Origin of the sequence: Nocardioides sp. 503 (assembly GCF_004522095.1) — a bacterium.
GTDB lineage: Bacteria > Actinomycetota > Actinomycetes > Propionibacteriales > Nocardioidaceae > Nocardioides.
The window spans coordinates 545,359-564,752 of record NZ_SPUI01000002.1; the positions used below are offsets into that span (position 1 = coordinate 545,359).

At 72.0% G+C, this 19,394-nt stretch carries 20 protein-coding genes; 11 read left to right on the forward strand and 9 right to left on the reverse strand.

All coding sequences use genetic code 11. From position 1 onward, the window contains the following. Positions 1-15 precede the first annotated feature (15 nt). Both E4622_RS03620 and E4622_RS03625 read left to right on the forward strand, forming a co-directional pair. Positions 16-2,256: a polyribonucleotide nucleotidyltransferase gene (locus E4622_RS03620; protein ID WP_134738692.1), complete on the forward strand. Its 2,241-nt coding sequence runs from the start codon at positions 16-18 to the stop codon at positions 2,254-2,256. A 113-nt stretch (positions 2,257-2,369) separates the two neighbouring features. Next, positions 2,370-3,641 carry a pitrilysin family protein gene (locus E4622_RS03625; RefSeq protein ID WP_245155866.1) on the forward strand — a complete coding sequence of 424 codons (1,272 nt, stop codon included), beginning with the start codon at positions 2,370-2,372 and terminating at the stop codon, positions 3,639-3,641. Positions 3,642-3,742: 101 nt separating this feature from the next. Here the strand turns inward: E4622_RS03625 and E4622_RS03630 are convergent, their stop codons facing one another. The 3 genes from E4622_RS03630 to E4622_RS03640 all read right to left on the reverse strand — a co-directional run bounded on the left by E4622_RS03630 (position 3,743) and on the right by E4622_RS03640 (position 5,488). After that, the gene (locus E4622_RS03630; protein ID WP_134738694.1) at positions 3,743-4,279 is read right to left on the reverse strand and encodes a hypothetical protein; all 537 of its coding nucleotides are present in this window, start codon (positions 4,277-4,279) and stop codon (positions 3,743-3,745) included. Beyond that, a complete protein-coding gene (locus E4622_RS03635) occupies positions 4,269-4,883 on the reverse strand; it encodes a transposase (protein ID WP_134738695.1) in 615 nt (204 codons plus the stop codon). The genes E4622_RS03630 and E4622_RS03635 overlap by 11 nt, the downstream gene beginning before the upstream one ends. Positions 4,884-4,972: 89 nt before the next feature. Further along, a complete protein-coding gene (locus tag E4622_RS03640; RefSeq protein WP_134738696.1) occupies positions 4,973-5,488 on the reverse strand; it encodes a class I SAM-dependent methyltransferase in 516 nt (171 codons plus the stop codon). Positions 5,489-5,556: 68 nt separating this feature from the next. On the opposite strand from E4622_RS03640, the gene dapB reads away from it, so the two are divergent. Together dapB and E4622_RS03650 are read left to right on the forward strand one after the other, a co-directional pair. Further along, positions 5,557-6,312, forward strand: a complete 756-nt coding sequence (gene dapB, locus E4622_RS03645; protein WP_209021770.1) for a 4-hydroxy-tetrahydrodipicolinate reductase — start codon at positions 5,557-5,559, stop codon at positions 6,310-6,312. Positions 6,313-6,441: 129 nt separating this feature from the next. Beyond that, positions 6,442-8,049, forward strand: coding sequence for a M4 family metallopeptidase (locus E4622_RS03650; protein WP_134738697.1), 1,608 nt, complete (start codon positions 6,442-6,444; stop codon positions 8,047-8,049). A 61-nt stretch (positions 8,050-8,110) separates the two neighbouring features. Here E4622_RS03650 and E4622_RS03655 read toward each other — a convergent pair whose 3' ends face one another. Continuing rightward, positions 8,111-9,169 carry a zinc-dependent dehydrogenase gene (locus tag E4622_RS03655; protein ID WP_134738698.1) on the reverse strand — a complete coding sequence of 353 codons (1,059 nt, stop codon included), beginning with the start codon at positions 9,167-9,169 and terminating at the stop codon, positions 8,111-8,113. A 222-nt stretch (positions 9,170-9,391) separates the two neighbouring features. On the opposite strand from E4622_RS03655, the gene E4622_RS03660 reads away from it, so the two are divergent. Then, positions 9,392-11,389, forward strand: coding sequence for a PTS mannitol transporter subunit IICBA (locus E4622_RS03660; RefSeq protein WP_134738699.1), 1,998 nt, complete (start codon positions 9,392-9,394; stop codon positions 11,387-11,389). Positions 11,390-11,408: 19 nt separating this feature from the next. Here the strand turns inward: E4622_RS03660 and E4622_RS03665 are convergent, their stop codons facing one another. From E4622_RS03665 to E4622_RS03675, 3 genes are read right to left on the reverse strand one after another with little or no spacing between them, the layout of a single operon-like run. Beyond that, complete coding sequence (locus tag E4622_RS03665; protein WP_134738700.1) at positions 11,409-11,708, reverse strand: AzlD domain-containing protein; 300 nt, start codon at positions 11,706-11,708, stop codon at positions 11,409-11,411. After that, positions 11,705-12,397 (reverse strand): AzlC family ABC transporter permease, encoded by a 693-nt coding sequence (locus tag E4622_RS03670; RefSeq protein WP_134738701.1) that lies wholly within the window; start codon positions 12,395-12,397, stop codon positions 11,705-11,707. The genes E4622_RS03665 and E4622_RS03670 overlap by 4 nt, the downstream gene beginning before the upstream one ends. Continuing rightward, a complete protein-coding gene (locus E4622_RS03675) occupies positions 12,394-12,939 on the reverse strand; it encodes a GNAT family N-acetyltransferase (protein ID WP_134738702.1) in 546 nt (181 codons plus the stop codon). Before E4622_RS03675 ends, E4622_RS03670 begins: the two co-directional genes overlap by 4 nt. Positions 12,940-13,010: 71 nt before the next feature. Between E4622_RS03675 and E4622_RS03680 the strand changes: the two genes are divergently transcribed. Then, positions 13,011-14,018 (forward strand): aldo/keto reductase family protein, encoded by a 1,008-nt coding sequence (locus E4622_RS03680; protein ID WP_134738703.1) that lies wholly within the window; start codon positions 13,011-13,013, stop codon positions 14,016-14,018. Here the strand turns inward: E4622_RS03680 and E4622_RS03685 are convergent. Together E4622_RS03685 and E4622_RS03690 are read right to left on the reverse strand one after the other, a co-directional pair. Continuing rightward, a complete protein-coding gene (locus E4622_RS03685; RefSeq protein WP_134738704.1) occupies positions 13,999-14,802 on the reverse strand; it encodes a hypothetical protein in 804 nt (267 codons plus the stop codon). The two genes, E4622_RS03680 and E4622_RS03685, sit on opposite strands and share 20 nt — an antisense overlap. Then, the gene (locus E4622_RS03690) at positions 14,799-15,383 is read right to left on the reverse strand and encodes a DUF3043 domain-containing protein (protein ID WP_134738705.1); all 585 of its coding nucleotides are present in this window, start codon (positions 15,381-15,383) and stop codon (positions 14,799-14,801) included. The genes E4622_RS03685 and E4622_RS03690 overlap by 4 nt, the downstream gene beginning before the upstream one ends. 183 nt (positions 15,384-15,566) lie before the next feature. On the opposite strand from E4622_RS03690, the gene E4622_RS03695 reads away from it, so the two are divergent. The 5 genes from E4622_RS03695 to E4622_RS03715 are packed head-to-tail and all read left to right on the forward strand — an operon-like array spanning position 15,567 to position 19,381. After that, positions 15,567-16,328, forward strand: a complete 762-nt coding sequence (locus tag E4622_RS03695) for a PspA/IM30 family protein (protein WP_134738706.1) — start codon at positions 15,567-15,569, stop codon at positions 16,326-16,328. Continuing rightward, entirely contained in the window at positions 16,325-16,612 is a 288-nt protein-coding gene (locus E4622_RS03700) for a hypothetical protein (protein ID WP_245155867.1), read from the forward strand. The genes E4622_RS03695 and E4622_RS03700 overlap by 4 nt, the downstream gene beginning before the upstream one ends. A 54-nt stretch (positions 16,613-16,666) precedes the next feature. After that, positions 16,667-17,587: a zinc metalloprotease HtpX gene (gene htpX, locus E4622_RS03705; RefSeq protein WP_134738707.1), complete on the forward strand. Its 921-nt coding sequence runs from the start codon at positions 16,667-16,669 to the stop codon at positions 17,585-17,587. Continuing rightward, positions 17,587-18,159: a hypothetical protein gene (locus E4622_RS03710; RefSeq protein ID WP_134738708.1), complete on the forward strand. Its 573-nt coding sequence runs from the start codon at positions 17,587-17,589 to the stop codon at positions 18,157-18,159. Before htpX ends, E4622_RS03710 begins: the two co-directional genes overlap by 1 nt. Before the next feature lie 40 nt (positions 18,160-18,199). After that, entirely contained in the window at positions 18,200-19,381 is a 1,182-nt protein-coding gene (locus tag E4622_RS03715; RefSeq protein ID WP_134738709.1) for a GAF domain-containing sensor histidine kinase, read from the forward strand. Positions 19,382-19,394: the final 13 nt, after the last annotated feature.

The window sequence follows — 19,394 nt, forward strand, 5'->3', positions numbered from 1 at the left end:
AACAGGAAGATCAACGTGACAGAACCCGTCATCTCCGCCGTCGAGACCGTTCTCGACAACGGCAAGTTCGGCACCCGCACCGTCAAGTTCGAGACCGGGCTCCTCGCCCGCCAGGCCGCCGGTTCGGTGACCGCCTACCTCGACGACGACACCATGCTGCTGTCGGCCACCACGGCCGGCAAGCACCCCAAGGACCACTTCGACTTCTTCCCCCTGACGATCGACGTCGAGGAGCGGATGTACGCCGCGGGCCAGATCCCCGGCTCGTTCTTCCGCAGCGAGGGTCGTCCCGGCGAGGACGCGATCCTCACCTGCCGCCTCATCGACCGCCCGCTGCGCCCGACCTTCAAGAAGGGTCTGCGCAACGAGGTCCAGGTCGTCATCACGGTCATGGCGCTCAACCCCGACGCCCCCTACGACGTGCTGGCCATCAACGCCGCGTCGCTCTCCACCCAGCTCTCCGGCCTGCCGTTCTCCGGCCCGGTCGGCGGCGTCCGCGTCGCCCTCATCGAGGGCCAGTGGGTCGCCTTCCCGAGCCACAGCCAGCTCGAGAACGCCGTCTTCGACATGGTCGTCGCCGGCCGCGTCACCGACACCGGCGACGTCGCGATCATGATGGTCGAGGCCGAGGCCACCGAGCAGACCTGGACCCTGGTCCAGGGCGGCGTGCAGGCGCCGACCGAGGAGGTCGTGGCCGGTGGCCTCGACGCCGCGAAGCCCTTCATCAAGCAGCTGTGCGAGGCCCAGGCCGAGCTGGCCAAGGAGGCCGCCAAGCCGGTCCAGGACTTCCCGGTCTTCCTCGACTACGAGGACGACGTCTACGACGCCGTCGAGGCCGCGGCCTCCGAGGGCGCCACCGCCGCGCTGGTCATCGCCGACAAGCTCGAGCGCGAGGCCGCGCTGGACACCGTCAAGGCGTCGCTGCTCGACCAGCTCGGCTCGCAGTTCGAGGGTCGCGAGAAGGAGGTCGGGGCGGCTTTCAAGTCCGTCACGAAGTCCCTCATGCGCGCCCGCGTGCTGCGCGACAAGGTCCGCATGGACGGTCGCGGCCTGGCCGACATCCGCCCGCTGCACGCCGAGGTCGGCGTGATCCCGCGCGTCCACGGCTCGGCGCTGTTCGAGCGCGGCGAGACCCAGATCCTGGGTGTCACCACGCTCAACATGCTGACGCTGGAGCAGAAGCTGGACACGCTCTCCCCGGAGAAGTCGCGCCGCTACATGCACAAGTACATCTTCCCGCCGTTCTCCACCGGCGAGACCGGCCGCGTGGGCTCGCCCAAGCGCCGCGAGGTCGGCCACGGTGCGCTCGCGCGCCGTGCGCTGCTGCCGGTCCTGCCGACGCGCGAGGAGTTCCCCTACGCGATCCGCCAGCTCTCCGAGGCCATGGGCTCCAACGGCTCCACATCGATGGGCTCGGTCTGCGCCTCGACCCTGTCGCTGCTGCAGGCCGGTGTCCCGCTCCGGGCCCCCGTCGCCGGCATCGCGATGGGCCTCATCTCCGGTGAGGTCGACGGCAAGACCGAGTACGTCGCGCTGACCGACATCCTCGGTGCCGAGGACGCCATGGGCGACATGGACTTCAAGGTCGCCGGCACCCCGGAGTTCGTCACCGCGCTCCAGCTCGACACCAAGCTCGACGGCATCCCCGCCGAGGTCCTGGCCGCCGCGCTGACCCAGGCGAAGGACGCCCGTACGGCGATCCTCGCGGTCATGGACGAGGAGATCAGCGTCCCCGAGGAGATGTCGCTGCACGCGCCGCGCATCATCACGGTGCGCATCCCCGTCGACAAGATCGGTGAGGTCATCGGCCCGAAGGGCAAGATCATCAACCAGATCCAGGACGACACGGGCGCGTCGCTGTCCATCGAGGACGACGGCACGATCTACATCGGTGCGACCAACGGCGAGGCCGCCGAGGCCGCCCGCCAGGCCGTCAACGCGATCGCCAACCCGACCCTGCCCGAGGTCGGCGAGCGCTACCTCGGCACGGTCGTCAAGACGACCAACTTCGGTGCGTTCGTCTCGCTGATGCCCGGCAAGGACGGCCTGCTGCACATCAGCAAGCTGCGTGGCCTGGCCGGCGGCAAGCGCGTCGAGGCCGTCGAGGACGTCCTGTCGGTGGGCCAGAAGGTCCAGGTCGAGATCGCCGAGGTCGACGACCGCGGCAAGCTGTCGCTCATCCCCGTGGTCGAGGAGGCCGGCGACGACGCCGCGTCCGACGCGACCGCGGACGCCGGGGTCTCGGACTCCGAGTGACCGACGCTCCACAGTCGACCCGCCCGAGCCTCTCGGGCGGGTCGACGCCTTCTCGGGGTGCGGGCCGGGCCGCCGGCGCGCAGCCGGTCGGCTCGACCCGCACCCTGCAGACGGTGCGCGACGCCGAGGGGCAGGTCACCTCGCGCGTGCGCCGTACCGTCCTGCCCGGCGGCCTCCGCGTCGTCACCGAGCAGCTCGCCGGCGCCCGCTCGGCCAGCATCGGGGTCTGGGTCGGCATCGGCTCGCGCGACGAGACCTCCCAGCTCCACGGGGCCTCGCACTTCCTCGAGCACCTGCTCTTCAAGGGCACGTCCGAGCGCTCGGCGCTCGACATCTCGATCGCGCTCGACGCGGTGGGCGGGGAGTTCAACGCCTTCACCGCCAAGGAGTACACCTGCTTCCACGCGCGCGTCCTCGACGAGGACCTGCCGCTGGCCGTGGACGTGCTCGGCGACATGATCACCGGCTCGCGGATCACCGAGGAGGACGTCGAGGCCGAGCGCGACGTCATCCTCGACGAGATCGCGATGCACGACGACGATCCCGACGACGTGGTCCACAACCTCTTCGCCGAGCAGGCGTGGGGGAGCGGCTCCCCGCTCGGTCGGCCCATCGCGGGCTCGGTCGAGTCCATCGAGGCCCTCACCCGCACCCAGATCGTGCGCTTCTACCGGCGCCACTACCGCGCCCAGAACATGGTCGTCGCGGTCGCCGGGAACCTCGACCACGCGGCCGTCGTGCGGCAGGTGCGCCGCTCCTTCGCGCGCAACGACTTCCTGAGCGGCGACGCCACCCCCGCGCCGCCGCGCACCTCACGCCGTACGACGCGCGTGCAACCGGGCACCGTCACCGCAACCCGGCCCTTCGAGCAGGTCAACCTCGTGCTCGGCATGCAGGGGCTGGCGCGCAGCGACGAGCGGCGCTTCGCCCTCGGCGTGCTCAACACCGCCCTGGGCGGCGGCACGTCCAGCCGGCTCTTCCAGGAGGTCCGCGAGCAGCGCGGGCTGGCCTACTCGGTGTTCTCCTTCGCCAGCAACCACGCCGACTCCGGCGTCGTCGGGGTCTCGGTCGGCTGCCTGCCGGCCAAGCTCGACGACGTCCTCGCGGTCGTGCGCGCCGAGCTGGCCAAGGTCGCCGCCGACGGCATCACCGCCGAGGAGCTCGCCCGCGGCAAGGGCCAGCTGCGCGGCGGCCTGGTCCTCGGTCTCGAGGACTCGGGCTCGCGGATGTCGCGCCTGGGCAAGGCCGAGCTCGTCCACGACGAGCTGCTCGGCATCGACGACGTGCTCGCCCGCATCGAGGCGGTCACCCTCGAGGACGTCCGCGCCGTCGCCGCCCACGTGTTCGCGCAGCCGGAGATCCTCGCGGTCGTCGGGCCGGCGTAGCGAGCAGGTTTTTCAGCATCTGCTGAAAAACCTGACGTTCTGGGCCAGAACTCCGCCCCAGAAGCGACAGTTCTGGCCCAGAACCTCCGGTCGAGGCCGACCTACGTCGCCAGCAGGACGACCCCGGCGCAGGCGGCGGCCCACAGCACGCTGGTGAAGGTGCCGATGATGAAGCGCTCGGCGGTGCCGGTGTTGTCCTGGTTGCGCAGCTCGGGGTAGCGGCCCAGGCCCTTGAGCGCGAGCGAGATCGCGACGCCCTCGGGCCACCCGGCGAGCAGGCTGGCGGTGATGGCGGCCCGCTCGAGGCCGCCGATCCAGGCGCCCCCGCGCAGGACGGTGGCGGCCTGCGCCATGCCCGAGCGGCCCGGGGCGTCGTGGCGGTCGACGAAGGCGAAGACCCAGGCGGTCACGGGGCCGCCACCGGCGACGGCGAGCAGCGCGGCGAGTGCCATCGCGATCGCGACCGGCGTCTGCTCCTCCACGTGCGCCGGTACGGCGGTCGCGAGCGCGGCGGCCAGCACGGCCAGCGAGGACGGCGGCCAGATCGTGCGTCCGGCGACCGTCCAGCCGAGGGCCGCGGCGACGACGCCGGCGCCCAGCAGGGCGAGCACGAGCGCGCCGGTCTCCTCAGGCGTCATGGTGGTCTCCCGGGGGGTCGATGAGCTGGGTGGCGAGGTAGGTGACGAGCTCGCGGGCGCGCCGGCCCTCCACGATGCCGGCCGCCTGCGCCCGCTGGCTGACCGCCGACTGGGTGATGCCGAGGCGACGCCCGGCCTCCTCGTAGGAGAGCCCGCCGGCGTCGACGAGCTCGGCGACCTCCCACCCGCGGGGCGTCCGGCGGGCCAGCACGGCGGCCCACAGCCACAGCGTCGTCTCGAGCGCCCGGGCCGGGCCGGCCCCGGTCCCGTCGACGACCCGCAAGCGCCACGGGCTGGACTTGGCCGCGGTCACGGCCTCGCGCGCGTGCAGGAAGGCCGGACCCGAGCCGGCCCGGGTGGAGGGGGGCAGGGGCAGGTCGACGGGGCCGAAGCCGAGCCCGACGTTCCACTCCCCGGAGCGCAGCAGCAGCTCGAGCGCGCGCGCCAGCGCGGCGGGGTCGTCCAGCACGCCCTGGAACTCGTCGCCGGCCGTGCGCTCGAACCCGCGCAGCTGGGGGACCCCGGCGAGCCGGTCGAGGGTGTCGGGCACGCGGTCGGGGCCGGTGCGGCTGTGCTGCTGGTCGGCCGTCAGCACTGCGAGCATGACGCCTCCCTTCGCGATCCAGGCTCCTGCCTGATGACTACGTTACATTAGGCAATAACCTAATGTCGAGCAGTCATAAGGCTGAAGCCTTATCGACGACCGATGATGCCGACGACCGCGGGCTGCTTCTGGTCGATGACCGACACCCGGAACCCGCCTCCGGCGAGCGCGGCGGAGGCCCGCTCGACCACGCGCGGCACGTCCTGCGGGGCGGTGGTCTCGTAGAAGAGGTAGACCGCGCCACCGGGCAGCACCCGCTCGTGGAGCAGCGCGACCTCGTCGGCGCAGTCGCGCACCCAGAACAGGTTGACGTTGAAGGAGAAGACCTTGGTCAGCCGCTTCACCGGCACCCGCAGCGTCGCGAGGTCGATCTGACGCACCGTCAGCCGGCCGGACTCGACGTGCGCGGCGTTGCGGCGCTTCGTGCGGTCGACCCCGGACTCCGAGCGGTCGATGGCGAAGAGCTTGCCGCTCTCGAGCTTGGCGCAGATCAGCTCCGCGGCAGCGCCGGGCCCGCACCCGATCTCGAGGACGTGGTCGGCCGGCTGGAGGTCCATGAACTCCACCGCCCACCGGATGCGCGCGGGGATCGTGTTCGCAGCCATGGCTCCAGCCTGCCAGATGCGGATGCCTGCGCGCAGGGGACGCCCGGGCGTCACGCTAGATTGCTCGCGTGGCGACGACGATCAGGGTGGGCGTGCTGGGGGCGCGGGGCAAGGTGGGCGCCGAGGTCTGCGCCGCGATCGAGTCCGCCGCCGACACCGAGCTGGTCGCCGCCGTCGACCAGGGCGACGACATCACCGCGCTCGTCGACGGGCGCGCCGAGGTCGTCGTGGACTTCACCCACCCCGACGTGGTGATGGACAACCTCGCCTTCTGCGTCGACCACGGCCTGCACGCCGTGGTCGGCACCACCGGCTTCGACGACGCCCGGCTCTCCGTGCTCCGTGAGCGCCTGGCCGGCGCTCCCGGCGTCGGGATCCTCATCGCCCCCAACTTCTCCATCGGCGCGATCCTGATGATGCGCTTCGCCGCCGTCGCCGCGCCGTTCTACGAGTCGGTCGAGATCACCGAGCTGCACCACCCCGACAAGGCCGACGCTCCCTCCGGCACCGCACGCCGTACGGCGGAGCTGGTGGCCGCCGCGCGCCGCGAGGCCGGCGTCGCGCCCTCGCCCGACGCGACGTCCACCGCCCTGGACGGCGCCCGCGGCGCCGACGTCGAGGGCGTCCGCGTCCACGCGCTGCGCCTGCGCGGCCTGGTCGCCCACCAGGAGGTGCTGCTCGGAGGAGTGGGGGAGACCCTCACGATCCGCCACGACTCGATGGACCGGGCCTCGTTCACGCCCGGCGTGCTCACCGGCGTGCGCCAGGTCGCTGCCCACCCCGGCCTGACCGTGGGGCTCGAGCACTTCCTCGACCTCGGCTGAGGGCTCCCGCCGCTTCTGCAACTTTCTGCAGTGCACACACGTGCACCAGTCGGACCCGTGCGCAGGCGCGGGCCGATGCGCGAGGGTCCTAGCGGGACGCCCACTCGGGGACGTCGCAGAGAGGACAGCATGCGTCACACACTCGGTCTCGCCGCAGCGGCGGTCCTGGCCGCCGGCACCCTCGGCGTCCAGGTCTCCCCGGCCGCCAGCGCCCCCGGAGCGGGCGAGCGCACCGACCCCGCCGCCACCGCCCTGGAGGCGCTGCGCCGCCACCCCGCCGCGGCGCTCCCCTCGGCCGAGCAGGAGCTCGTCCCGGGCGCCACCACCGTCGACCGCGACGGCAGCACCCACGTGCGCATGGACCGCACCTACGCCGGTCTGCCGGTGCTCGGCGGCGACCTGGTCGTCCACCGCGGGCCCGCCGCCGGCTGGGAGGGCGTCAGCCAGACGCTGAGGGCGCCGCTGGACGTCGCCACGACGCCCACCGTGGCCCGGGCCGCCGCCCAGGACAAGGCGCTGCGGCCCACCAAGGCCGTCCAGGGCATCCGCGACCTGCGCGCGGGCAAGGCGCCCCGCCTGGTCGTCGACGCCCTCGCCGGCGCCCCCCGCCTGGCCTGGGAGGTCACGACGCTCGGCCGCCACGCCGACGGGACGCCCAGCCGGCTGGCGACGTACGTCGACGCCCGCAGCGGCGCGGTCCTGCGGCGCGAGGAGCGCGTGCAGACCGCCGATGGCTCCGGCCAGTCGCTCTACAGCGGCACCGTCCCCCTCAAGGTCACCCAGTCCGGCTCGGCCTACCGGCTGACCGACGCCACGCGTGGCAACGCCACGACGACCGACATGCAGAACAAGGAGGACTCGATCCTCTGCCAGCTCTTCGGCGCCGGCTGCAGCAACGGCGTCGCCTACTCCAGCCCCGACACGTCGTTCGGCAACGGCACCAACGCCAACCGCGAGTCCGCGGCCGTCGACGCCCACTACGGCGGCGCGGTGACCTTCGACTACTTCAAGCTGGTCCACGGCCGCAACGGCATCTTCGGCAACGGCACCGGCGCGCCGAGCCGGGTCCACTACGGCAAGGGCTACGTCAACGCCTTCTGGGACGGCACCAAGATGACCTACGGCGACGGTGACGGCACCGAGTTCGGGCCGCTGGTCTCCCTCGACGTCGCCGGGCACGAGATGAGCCACGGCGTCACGGAGAACACCGCCGGCCTGACCTACTCGGGCGAGTCCGGCGGCCTCAACGAGGCCACCTCCGACATCTTCGGGACGATGGTGGAGTTCTACGCCGCCAACGCCGGCGACCCGGGCGACTACCTGATCGGCGAGGAGTTCGACCTCGCCAGCCACCGGGGCTTCCGTCGGATGGACGACCCGATCGCCGACGGCAGCTCGCCCAACTGCTACAGCGCCGGCACCAAGGACCTCGACGTGCACTACTCCTCCGGCGTCGCAAACCACTTCTTCTACCTGCTGGCGGAGGGCTCCGGCGCCAAGACCATCGGCGGGGTCGCGCACAGCTCGTCGACCTGCAACGGCTCCACGGTCACCGGCATCGGCCGCGACGCGGCGCAGAAGATCTGGTTCCGTGCCCTGGACGTCTACATGACCTCCGGCACCACCTACGCCCAGGCCCGCACCGCCACGCTCAGCGCGGCCGCGGACCTCTACGGCACCGGCAGCGCGCAGCACAGCGCCGTCGCCTCGGCCTGGAGCGCGGTCAGCGTGAGCTGACCCGCGCTCTCAAGGGGGAAGGGCCCGTGCCGGACGGAACCGGCGCGGGCCCTTCTCATGTCTACGGCTCGACCGTGACCTTGATAGCGGCGCCGCGCTTGACGATGTCGAAGGCGTCGAGGACGCGCTCGAGCGGGATGTGCTCGGTGATCAGGTCCTTGACGGGGACCTGGCCGGACGAGATGTACTCCAGCGCCCGCTTGTTGTGCTCGGGAGCGGAGCCGTTGGCGCCGTGGATGTGCAGCTGGCGGTAGTGCACGACGTTGGAGTCGAGGGTGATCGTCGGGTCGGTCTTGGGCAGGCCGCCGAAGAAGGAGATCCGGCCGTTGCGGGCGGCCATGGCGATCGCCTGCTCCTGGGTGACGTTGGCGGCGGTGGCGGTGATGACGACGTCCGCGCCGCGGCCGCCGGTGAGCTCCATGACCCGCTCCACGACGTCGACCTCGGCGCCGTTGATGACCTCGTCGGGCTGCACGGCGTCGGCCGACATCTTCAGGCGCTCGGCGTTGACGTCGATCAGGAAGACCTTGCCGACCTGGTGCACGCCGCGGGCGATCCGGATGTGCATGCAGCCGATCGGGCCGGCGCCGAAGACGACGACGGTGTCGCCCTCCTCGATGCCCATCAGCTCCTGGGCGTTGATCGCGCAGGCGAACGGCTCGGCGGCCGACGCCTCGTCGTAGCCGACGTTGTCGGGGATCCGGTTGAGCCCGTCGACCTTGAGCACCTGCTTCGGCACGATCATGTACTCGGCGAACCCGCCGTCGTACTGGTAGCCCACCGAGGTCTGGTTCTGGCAGACGGCCATCCAGCCCTTGCGGCACTCGTGGCACTCGCCGCACGGCACGGCCGCGATCACCTGGGCGCGGTCGCCGACCTGCCAGTCGCCGCCGTACGTCGCCTGCACGTCGGCGCCGACCTCGACGACCTCGCCCGCGATCTCGTGACCGATGGTCCGCGGGGGAGTGAGGTTCTGGTGGCCGTTGTGGAAGATCTTGACGTCGGTGCCGCAGGTGGAGCAGTTCTTCACCTTCAGCTTGACCTCGTCGGGGCCGCAGACGGGCTCCGGGACGTCCTCGATGCGCACGTCCTCGGGCGCGTAGAACCTCAGGGCCTTCATTCGTCCTCCAGCTGCTGGTGTGGGTGCGTGGGGTGTGCCCGTCGTCACTGTATTCCGGCGGGCGACGCCTCAGGGTACTACCGCATCTGTGGATTTGTCTCTGATCATGTGGGTTTCAACCCTTGACGGAGGCCTTCGGTGCGGGATATGAAGGCATTCAAAGATCGTGATCGGCATCACAACAGCCCGTCACGTCGCCCGGTCGCCTCAAGGGAGAGCTCGATGTCCACCAGCACCACCACCGCACCCGCCTCCGGCGGGATGCGGATCCAGGTCCAACGCTTCGGCACGTTCCTGTCCAACATGGTCCTGCCCAACATCGGCGCGTTCATCGCGTGGGGCCTGATCACCGCCCTGTTCATCGAGACGGGCTGGATCACCCTGATCGGCAAGGACGTGTTCGGCTACGAGGGCGGCTACGGCTTCGTCGAGGACCTCGGGGCCTGGGGCTCCGGCGCCGACGGCACCGGCATCGTCGGGCCGATGATCACCTACCTGCTGCCGCTGCTCATCGGCTACACCGGCGGCCGGATGATGTACGACGACAACATCCGCGGCGGCGTCGTCGGGGCCATCGCCACGATGGGCGCCATCGCCGGTGCCACGGTGCCGATGTTCCTCGGCGCCATGGTGATGGGCCCGCTCGCGGGCTGGTCGATGAAGCGGCTGGACGCCCTGTGGGCGCACAAGATCCGGCCCGGCTTCGAGATGCTCGTCAACAACTTCTCCGCGGGCATCTGGGCGGGCTTCCTGGCGATCATCGGTTTCGTGCTCGCCGGTCCCTTCGTCGAGCAGTTCAGCAAGCTGGCCTCCAACGTGGTCAACTCCCTGGTCGACAACAACGTGCTGCCGCTGACCTCGATCTTCATCGAGCCGGCCAAGATCCTCTTCCTCAACAACGCCATCAACCAGGGCATCCTGACCCCCCTCGGCACGACCGAGGCCAAGGAGTCGGGCCAGTCGATCCTGTTCCTGCTCGAGGCCAACCCCGGTCCCGGCCTGGGCCTGCTGCTCGCGTTCGCGGTCTTCGGCAAGGGCGCCGCCAAGGCGTCGGCGCCCGGCGCGATCCTGATCCAGTTCGTCGGCGGGATCCACGAGATCTACTTCCCCTACGTCCTCATGAAGCCGATCCTGGTCCTGGCCGTCATCGCCGGCGGCATGTCCGGTGTGGCCGTCAACGTCGCCTTCGACTCCGGCCTGCGCTCGCCGGCCTCGCCCGGGTCGATCATCGCCGTCTGGACCGCCTCGCCTCCGGGAAGCCTGCTCGGCGTGACCCTGTCGGTCATCGTCGCCGCCGGCGTCTCGTTCCTGGTCGCCTCCTTCCTGCTCAAGATCGACCGCAGCAGCGACGGCGACCTCACCGCGGCCACCGCCGACATGGAGGCTCGCAAGGGCAAGAAGTCGTCGGTCGCCGGGATGCTCACCGCCAACGGCGCCCGCTCGGGCGCGATCCGCTCGATCGTCTTCGCCTGCGACGCCGGCATGGGCTCCTCCGCCATGGGGGCCTCGGTCCTGCGCAAGAAGATCCAGGCAGCCGGCCACCCCGAGGTCACGGTCGTCAACAAGGCGATCTCCAACCTCACCGACACCTACGACCTGGTGGTCACCCACCAGGACCTGACGGAGCGGGCGCGGCAGAAGACCGGCTCGGCCGTCCACGTCTCGGTGGACAACTTCATGAACAGCCCTCGCTACGACGAGATCGTGGAGCTCGTCGAGCAGTCCGGCGAGGGCGGCGGCGGCGCCGCGGAGCCGGCCTCCTCGGCGGACGCCACGATCGGGGTGGGCTCCCTGCTGTCGCCCGAGTCGATCGTCCTCGACGCCGGGACGGGCACCCGCGAGGAGGCGATCACCCGCGCCGGTGAGCTGCTCGTCGCGGCGGGCGCGGTCGAGCCGTCGTACGTCGACGCGATGCACGCCCGCGAGGAGTCGGTGTCCACCTACATGGGCAACCTGCTCGCGATCCCGCACGGCACCAACGAGGCCAAGCCCGCCATCAAGCGGAGCGCGATCTCGTTCGTGCGCTACTCCGACGGGGTGCAGTGGAAGAACAAGGAGGTCAAGTTCGTCATCGGCATCGCGGCCCAGGGCGAGGACCACCTCAAGCTGCTCGGCCAGATCGCGGAGGTCTTCCTCGACTCCGCCCAGGTGGCGCGCCTCGAGGCGGCCACCACCCCCGACGAGGTCCGGCAGGTCCTCGGGGTGGTGCAGCCGGTCTGACGCGTGGTCGGTGCCGTCCTCAGAGGAGTCGCAGCAGCGCGGCGACGAGGGCGGCACCGAACACCACCACCAGGAACGGCGCGCGCAGCAGGAGCAGCACGACCGCCACGGCCAGCGCCGCGGCGCGGGCGTCGAGCACGAGGTCCGGCCCGGTGGTGAAGACCTGGACCGCCACCAGCCCGGCCAGCAGCGCCACCGGGATCAGGTCCGCCACGCGCGAGACCACGGGCCGCTCGAGCACCTGCGGCGGCACCGAGAGCCCGGTCAGCTTGAGCAGGTAGCAGCCGGCGGCGGCCACCAGGATCGCCAGCCAGGTCATGCGCCCGCCCGCTCTCTCAGGAGCAGCCCGGCCAGCAGGGCGACCCCGCCCGCCACCAGGACCGGCACGCCGGCCGCCGTCACCGGCACCACGCCCAGCGCGACGAGCGCGGCCAGCAGGCCCACCACGAGGTTGCGGCGCTCCCGCAGTCGCGGCCACAGCAGCGCGAGGAAGGCCGCGCCGACGGCGGCGTCCAGGCCGTAGGTGCGGGGGTCGCCCATGGCGGTGCCGGCCACCGCACCGACCAGGGTGAAGAGGTTCCACAGCACGAAGATCGAGATCCCCGTGGTGAGGAAGCCGGTGCGCGCTCCCTCCCGGGTGGTGCGGGTGACCGCCATCGCGGTCGACTCGTCGATGAGGACGTGCGCCGCGGCGAGCCGCCGTCGCCCGGTCCAGCCGAGCAGCGGCGCGAGCCGCAGCCCGTAGAGGGTGTTGCGGGTGCCCAGGAGCAGGGCCGTGAGCGCTCCCGAGAGCGGGGCGCCGCCCGAGGCCAGCACGCCGACCAGGGCGAACTGGGAGGCGCCGGTGAACATCAGCAGGGAGAGTGCGCAGGTCTGGAGCACGTCGAGCCCCGACCCGACCGCGACGGCGCCGAACGACACGCCGTAGGTGCCCGTCGCGATGCCGACGCCCAGGCTGTCCCGGACGATGCGGCGGCGGTCCTCCGGCTTGGGCGCGGACGCCGTCACGAGAACGCGGTGTGGAGGCGCACCTGCTTGACCTGCGTCGTGCCGCTGCCGTCGAGGTCGAGCGTGCGGTGCCCGCCGTCGGGGGCCCAGCCGGCCTCGCTGAGGAACACCCGGGTGGCGTCGTCGGTGGACATCGTCCAGGTCACCGCGCGGGTGAACCGGTCGGCCAGCAGCGTGTCGATGGCTGCCTGGAGGAGCCGGGAGCCGTGGCCCTTGCCGCGCTCTTCCGGGGCCACGGTGAGGTCCTGCATCTCCCCGTCGGCCACGGGGTCGCAGTCGGGGTCGGCCGCGGGACCGACCACCACGAAGCCGCACACGCGGTTGCGCTCCAGGGCGACGAGCACGCGGTTGCGCGCGTCCTGGGGCCGGCGCAGCGACTCCTGCCACGCGGCGGCGGCCGCCTCGACGTCCTGTGGGAGCGCCTCGGCGGGCAGCACGCCGGCGTACTGCTCCTGCCACGTGCGCAGCTGGAGACCGGCGATCGCCGGGGCGTCGTCGGCCCACGCGATGCGCACGGACACGTCGGCGGTGGGGCTGCTCATCCGAGCATCCTGGCAGGCCGCGCCCCCGGGCGGCTCCTCCGCCCTGGGGTCGGCGTCCTAGTGTCGGAGTCATGGAGATTCGTAACCTCGGAGCAAGCGGCCTGAAGATCTCGGCCATCTCGTACGGCAACTGGCTGACCCACGGGTCCCAGGTGGAGGAGGACGCCGCGCTCGCGTGCGTCCGCCAGGCGCTGGAGGAGGGCATCACGACCTTCGACACCGCCGACGCCTACGCCAACACCGCAGCGGAGACCGTGCTGGGCAAGGCCCTCGCGGGCGAGCGGCGCGCCGGCCTGGAGATCTTCACCAAGGTCTACTGGCCGACCGGGCCCGGCGCCCACAACGACCACGGGCTGTCGCGCAAGCACATCATGGAGTCGATCGACGGCTCGCTGACCCGGCTCGGGACCGACTACGTCGACCTCTACCAGGCCCACCGCTACGACCACGAGACCCCGCTCGAGGAGACGATGGAGGCCTTCGCCGACGTCGTCCGGGCCGGCAAGGCGCTCTACATCGGGGTGTCGGAGTGGCGCGCGGAGGAGATCCGGGCGGCGCACGCGCTGGCGCGCGAGCTGCACGTCCCCCTCGTGTCGAACCAGCCGCAGTACAACATGCTGTGGCGCGTCATCGAGGCCGAGGTGGTCCCGACCTGCGAGGAGCTCGGGATGGGCCAGGTCGTCTGGTCCCCGATCGCCCAGGGCGCGCTCACCGGCAAGTACAAGCCGGGCGAGCAGCCGCCCGCGGGCTCGCGCGGCACCGACGACAAGGGCGGGTCCAGCATGATCTCCCGCTGGCTCAAGGACGACGTGCTCGAGCGCGTGCAGCGTCTGCAGCCCATCGCCGACGAGGCCGGCCTGAGCCTGGCGCAGCTCGCGGTGGCGTGGGTCCTGCAGAACCCCAACGTCTCCAGCGCGATCATCGGCGCGAGCCGGCCCGAGCAGGTCACCGAGAACGTCAAGGCGGCCGGCGTGACGCTGGACGAGGCGACGCTGAGCGCCATCGACGAGGTCGTGGGCGACGTCGCCGAGCGCGACCCGGCGAAGACCCAGTCGCCGGCTAAGCGCGACTTCGGCTGACCGCCACGGCGCCGGCCGTCGCGAGCACCAGCCCGACCGCCACGGCCGGCGCCCAGCCCTCGCGGACCCCGTCACCGAGGAGCACCACCCCGATCGCGGCCGGCACCAGCGTCTGGCCGACGATCATCGGGGCGCTGGTCCCGGTGACGGCGCTGGAGTGCATGCCGAGCGAGTAGAGCCAGAACGACACCAGCCCGAACGCCGGCACGGCGAGGCCGGCCAGGACGACGGCCGGCTCCAGCGGCAGCCCGACCCCGCGCACCGCCAGCGCGGACCCGGCGTACCCGAGCCCCGCGAGGGTGCCGAGCACGGGCCCGGGCCACTCGCGGCCCACGAGGGCCACTGCGACCAGCGCGACCACGCCGAGCACGACCGGCACCGCGAAGGTCCAGGTCGTGACGACGTCTCCGGGGTCACCGGAGCCGAGCGCGGTGAGGACCAGTCCGCCGGTCACGGCGGCAACGCCGAGCCAGTCGTACGTCGTCAGCTGCTCGCTGACCCGGCGCGACGCCAGCGCGGTGACCGGCAGCGACAGCGAGATCAGCGCCTGGGCGAGGTAGAGCGGGACGAGCCAGATCGCCACCGCGTGCAGCACGAAGCCGCCGAGGTAGGCCGCCACCACGACCATCGTGAGCGGGTCGCGCACCGACCGCCCCACGAAGGCGCCCAGCTGCGTGGGGCGCTCGTCCACCCGGCGTACGGCGGAGGCCTGGGCGACCGCGGCGACCCCGAACAGCGCGGCGGCCACCAGGCCCACGAGGAGCCCGGCGACCTGGTCGCTCACGAGTAGTGCTCGGGCAGCTCCTGGCCGATCTTGACCTTGGACTTGGGCATGCGCATGAACTTCATCTGCATGGCGCGCGTGACGGTGTAGTAGGTCGTGCCCTTCAGCGGCTCACCGGGGAAGCGGCGCGCGATCTCCTTGCGCACGCGGCGGCGCAGCAGCAGCAGGTCGACGATGACGAGCAGCAGGGTGCCGAGCAGCAGCGTGTTGCCCATGCTCCTCAGGTCGGGGTTGCCGGAGTAGCCGAGCACCATGGTGACGATCAGCAGCGGGATCATCAGCTCGACGATGGAGAACCGGGCGTCGACGTAGTCGCGGATGAAGCGCCGCACCGGGCCCTTGTCGCGGGGCATGAGGTAGCGCTCGTCGCCGGTCTTCATGGCCGAGCGCACCTGCTGGCTGGACTCCATGCGCGCCTGGCGCTGCGCCTGGGCGAGCTCCTTGCGGGTGCGCGGCACCTTGGCCCGGGCCTTGGCCGCGGCCTCCGCCTCCCGGCGCGTCGGGGTGGGTCGGCCCTTGCCGCCCTCCTTGACGACGAGCGACTCGGTGGCGGTGGACTCTTGCTTGCTACGACGGAACACGGGTGACCTTCAGCACGAGGGGTGGGACGACAGGGCCCCAGACTACTGGTGCCGCCCGCGCGGCGAGCGGGCGCCGACCACCGGATCGGCGGGGCACCACGCCCTCGCCGCGTCACCGCTCGCGCCGTAGGGTGAGGGGATCACGCCGTTGCCGTCCGCTCCACCTGAGAGGGATCCGTCCGAATGAGCCTCATGAAGCGCGTCAGCCTGATCTTCCGGTCGAAGGCCAACACGGCCCTCGACCGAGCCGAGGACCCGCGCGAGACGCTTGACTACAGCTACCAGCGCCAGCTCGACCTCCTCTCCAAGGTGCGCCGGGGCGTCGCCGACGTGGCGACCAGCCGCAAGCGCGTCGAGCTCCAGGTCGCCCAGCTCGAGCAGCAGGCCGGCAAGCTGCAGCAGCAGGCCGAGAAGGCGCTGAGCATGGACCGCGAGGACCTCGCCCGCGAGGCCCTGACGCGCAAGTCGGCGCTGTCCGGCCAGATCGACGACCTCAAGGTGCAGCACGCCAACCTCCAGGGCGAGGAGGAGAAGCTCACGCTCGCCCAGCAGCGGCTGCAGGCGAAGGTCGAGTCCTTCCGCACCCGCAAGGAGACGATCAAGGCCAACTACACGGCCGCGGAGGCCCAGACCCGCATCGGCGAGGCCATGTCCGGCATCGGCGAGGAGATGGGTGACGTCGGCATGGCGATCCAGCGCGCCGAGGACAAGACCGCCAACATGCAGGCCCGGGCCGGTGCCATCGACGAGCTGATCGCCTCCGGCGCGCTCGACGACGCCTCCTCGCTCAACGCCGGCGACGACATCAGCCGCGAGCTGGAGTCGATGAGCTCGCAGGCCGACGTCGAGGCCGAGCTGGCCCGCATGAAGGGGCTCTCGTCCGCCCCGGCCCCCGACGCCATCGAGGCGGCGCCGGAGCAGCCCGAGGGGGAGCAGCCGCGATGAGCGCGCTGATCGTCCGGATCCTCGGCGAGGGCCAGTACGACGTCGCCGACCACGCGATCGACCGGCTCAACGAGCTCGACGCGACCCTCGAGGCGGCGGTGGAGAGCGGCGACGAGGCGGCGTTCCGCACCGCCCTCGCCGCGCTGCTCGACGGGGTGCGCACCGTCGGCGTCGCCCACCCGGTGGATTCCCTCGACGAGTCCGACCTGATCCTGCCGCCTGCTGACGCCTCCCTCGAGCAGGTCCGCGAGCTGCTCGAGGACGACGGGCTGATCCCGGGCTGAACCTCCGCCCGGGCCGCTCAGGTGGCTCTTGGGTGGACCGGGGAGAATGGCCCCATGGCTCGCACACGGTTCGTCGGTGACGCGGGGCTCGCTGCCCGCATGACCTTGGTGATGTTCCTGCTCGGAGGGCTGTTCGTGGCCCTGGTCGTGGGCCTGGCCTACGCCGTCGGCGGGGGGCTGGGCATCCTCGTCGGGATCATCGGCATCGGCGTGGCGGTCTACCAGTGGTCCTCCTCCGACAAGGTGGCCATGCGGGCCATGCGCGCCCGGGAGGTCAGCCCGGCGGAGGCGCCGGAGCTGCACGGCATGATCGACCGGCTCTGCGCCCTGGCCGACATGCCCAAGCCCCGGGTCGGCATCGCCGACAGTGCCGTGCCCAACGCCTTCGCGACCGGGCGCTCCCCGGACCGCGCCGTCGTCTGCGTCACGACCGGCATCCTGCAGGTGCTGACGGCCGAGGAGCTCGAGGGCGTCCTGGCCCACGAGCTCTCCCACGTCGCCCACCGCGACGTGCTCGTGATGACGGTCGCCTCCTCGGCCGGCATCGCCGCCGGCATGCTCACCCAGGGTGCCCAGTACGGCGGGCTGGGCCTGCTCGGCGGCCGCCGCGACAACAACAACAACGGCCTGCCGGTCTGGCTGGTCGTGCTCGTCGTCAGCCTCGTCGTCTACGCCGTCAGCTTCGTGCTGCTGCGCCTGCTCTCGCGCTACCGCGAGCTGTCCGCGGACCGCGCCGGCGCCTACCTCACGATGAAGCCGGCCGCCCTGGCCTCCGCCCTGCAGAAGATCACCGGCGAGATCAACCAGATCCCGCAGAAGGACCTTCGCCAGGTCGGCGCCGCCAGCGCGCTGTGCATCGCCCCGGCCGTGGCCGGCGTCTCGCTGCGCACGCTCACCTCGACGCACCCCTCGCTCGAGCAGCGCCTCGAGCAGCTCGCCAAGATCCAGGCCGAGCTCGGCCGGCCGACCGTCTGATGGGCTTCTGGCAGGCCGTCACGGGGCGCTCGCGACCCAAGCAGGCCGACCTCGACGCGCTCTTCCTCGTGCCGAGCGCCTCCGTCACGCTCCAGACCACGATCGGGCTCACGCCCACCGGGGTCGGCTCGGTCTGCTACCGCGCCGCCGACGGCGCCGGCTTCGCCGACACCCAGAAGGACGTGGTCGCGCTGATCACCGGCGCGGTCGACGCCCCGCAGGTCGAGGTGAGCGGCGACGGCTTCGGCTTCACGTGGCTGACCGTGCACCGCGAGCCCGACGACGTCGGGGGGCTGTGCACCGACCTGCACGCCGTCAACACGACGCTGGAGGCGGAGGGGTTCGGACCGTCCCTGCTGTGCTCCCTGGTGCCGTTCGCCGACTCGGCGGGCCGCCGCATCGGGCTGGTCTACCTCTACAAGCAGTCCTCTTTCTACGCCTTCGCCCCGACCGGGGCGCAGCAGCGCGACAACCTGCTGGAGATCCAGGTGCGCGACACGCTCGCCGCCGAGATCCCGATGGAGCAGGACCTCTCACGCTGGTTGGCCCTGTGGGGCGCACCCGGCCTCTGAGGACCACCAGATCCCGCACGGAGGATGGGAGACTCGTGTGATGACCAGCACCCTCGAGGACCAGCGGCGCTCGGCGGGGATCGCCGCCTACGACCTGCTCGAGCGGCCGCCCCGGCGTGACCTCGTCGCGCTCGTGGAGCTCGCGGCGCTCGTCTGCGACGTCCCCATGGCCACGATCAACCTGATCACCGAGGCCCACCAGCACCAGGTCGCGGCGGTCGGCTTCGACGCCTCGGTCTGCCGCCGCGAGGACTCCATGTGTGCGGTGGTGCTCGACGGGGACACTCCCATCGTGGTGACGGACGCGCGCCTGGACCCCCGCTTCCAGGACAACCCGTTCGTCACCGGGGCGATCGGCCAGGTCCGCTTCTACGCCTCGCACAAGCTGGTCACGCCGGCCGGCGTCGCCATCGGCACGCTGTGCGTCTTCGACACCGAGCCCCGCGAGCTCGACACCGCGCAGGTCGGCGCCCTCGCCACCCTGGCCGACCGGGTCGTCGACGTCCTGGAGCTCTCGCTGACCAGCAGGCGTCTCGCCGAGAGCCTCGCGCAGGTCGAGGAGTCCAACCAGCGGCTGGCGTCGTTCGCCGGCCAGGTCAGCCACGACCTGAAGTCGCCGCTCACGAGCGTCGCCATGTCGCTGGAGATGGTCCACGACCACCTCGCCGAGGGCGCCGACCCTCAGGAGGCGCAGTGGCTGGTCGAGCGCGCGCTGCAGGGCTCCCAGCGGATGGCGCTGCTGATCGACGACGTCCTCGACTTCGCCCGCGTCAGCGGCTCGCTCAAGCTCGGCGACGTCGACCTCGGCGCCCTGCTCGACGACGTGCTGGTCGACCTCGAGTCGGCCCTCGCCGACGTGTCGCTGGAGGCCGGGGCGCTCCCGACCGTGCCCGGGGACCAGGTCCAGCTGCGCGCGCTGCTGCAGAACCTGGTCGGCAACGCCGCCAAGTTCCGCGTGCCCGGGCGTGCCCCCGCGGTGCACGTCGGTGCGCACCCCACCGCCACCGGGTGGCGGGTCGAGGTGACCGACAACGGGCCCGGCGTCCCGGCCGCGGAGCGCGAGCGGGTCTTCCTGCCCCTCGCCCGGGCGTCCAGCAGCGTCGACGGCTCCGGCATCGGCCTGGCGACCTGTCGGCGCGTGGTGGAGGCGCACGGCGGCGCCATCGGCCTGGACGAGGCCCCCGGTGGCGGCACGGTCGCGTGGTTCGAGCTGCCCCAGTGACGGGGGAGTGACC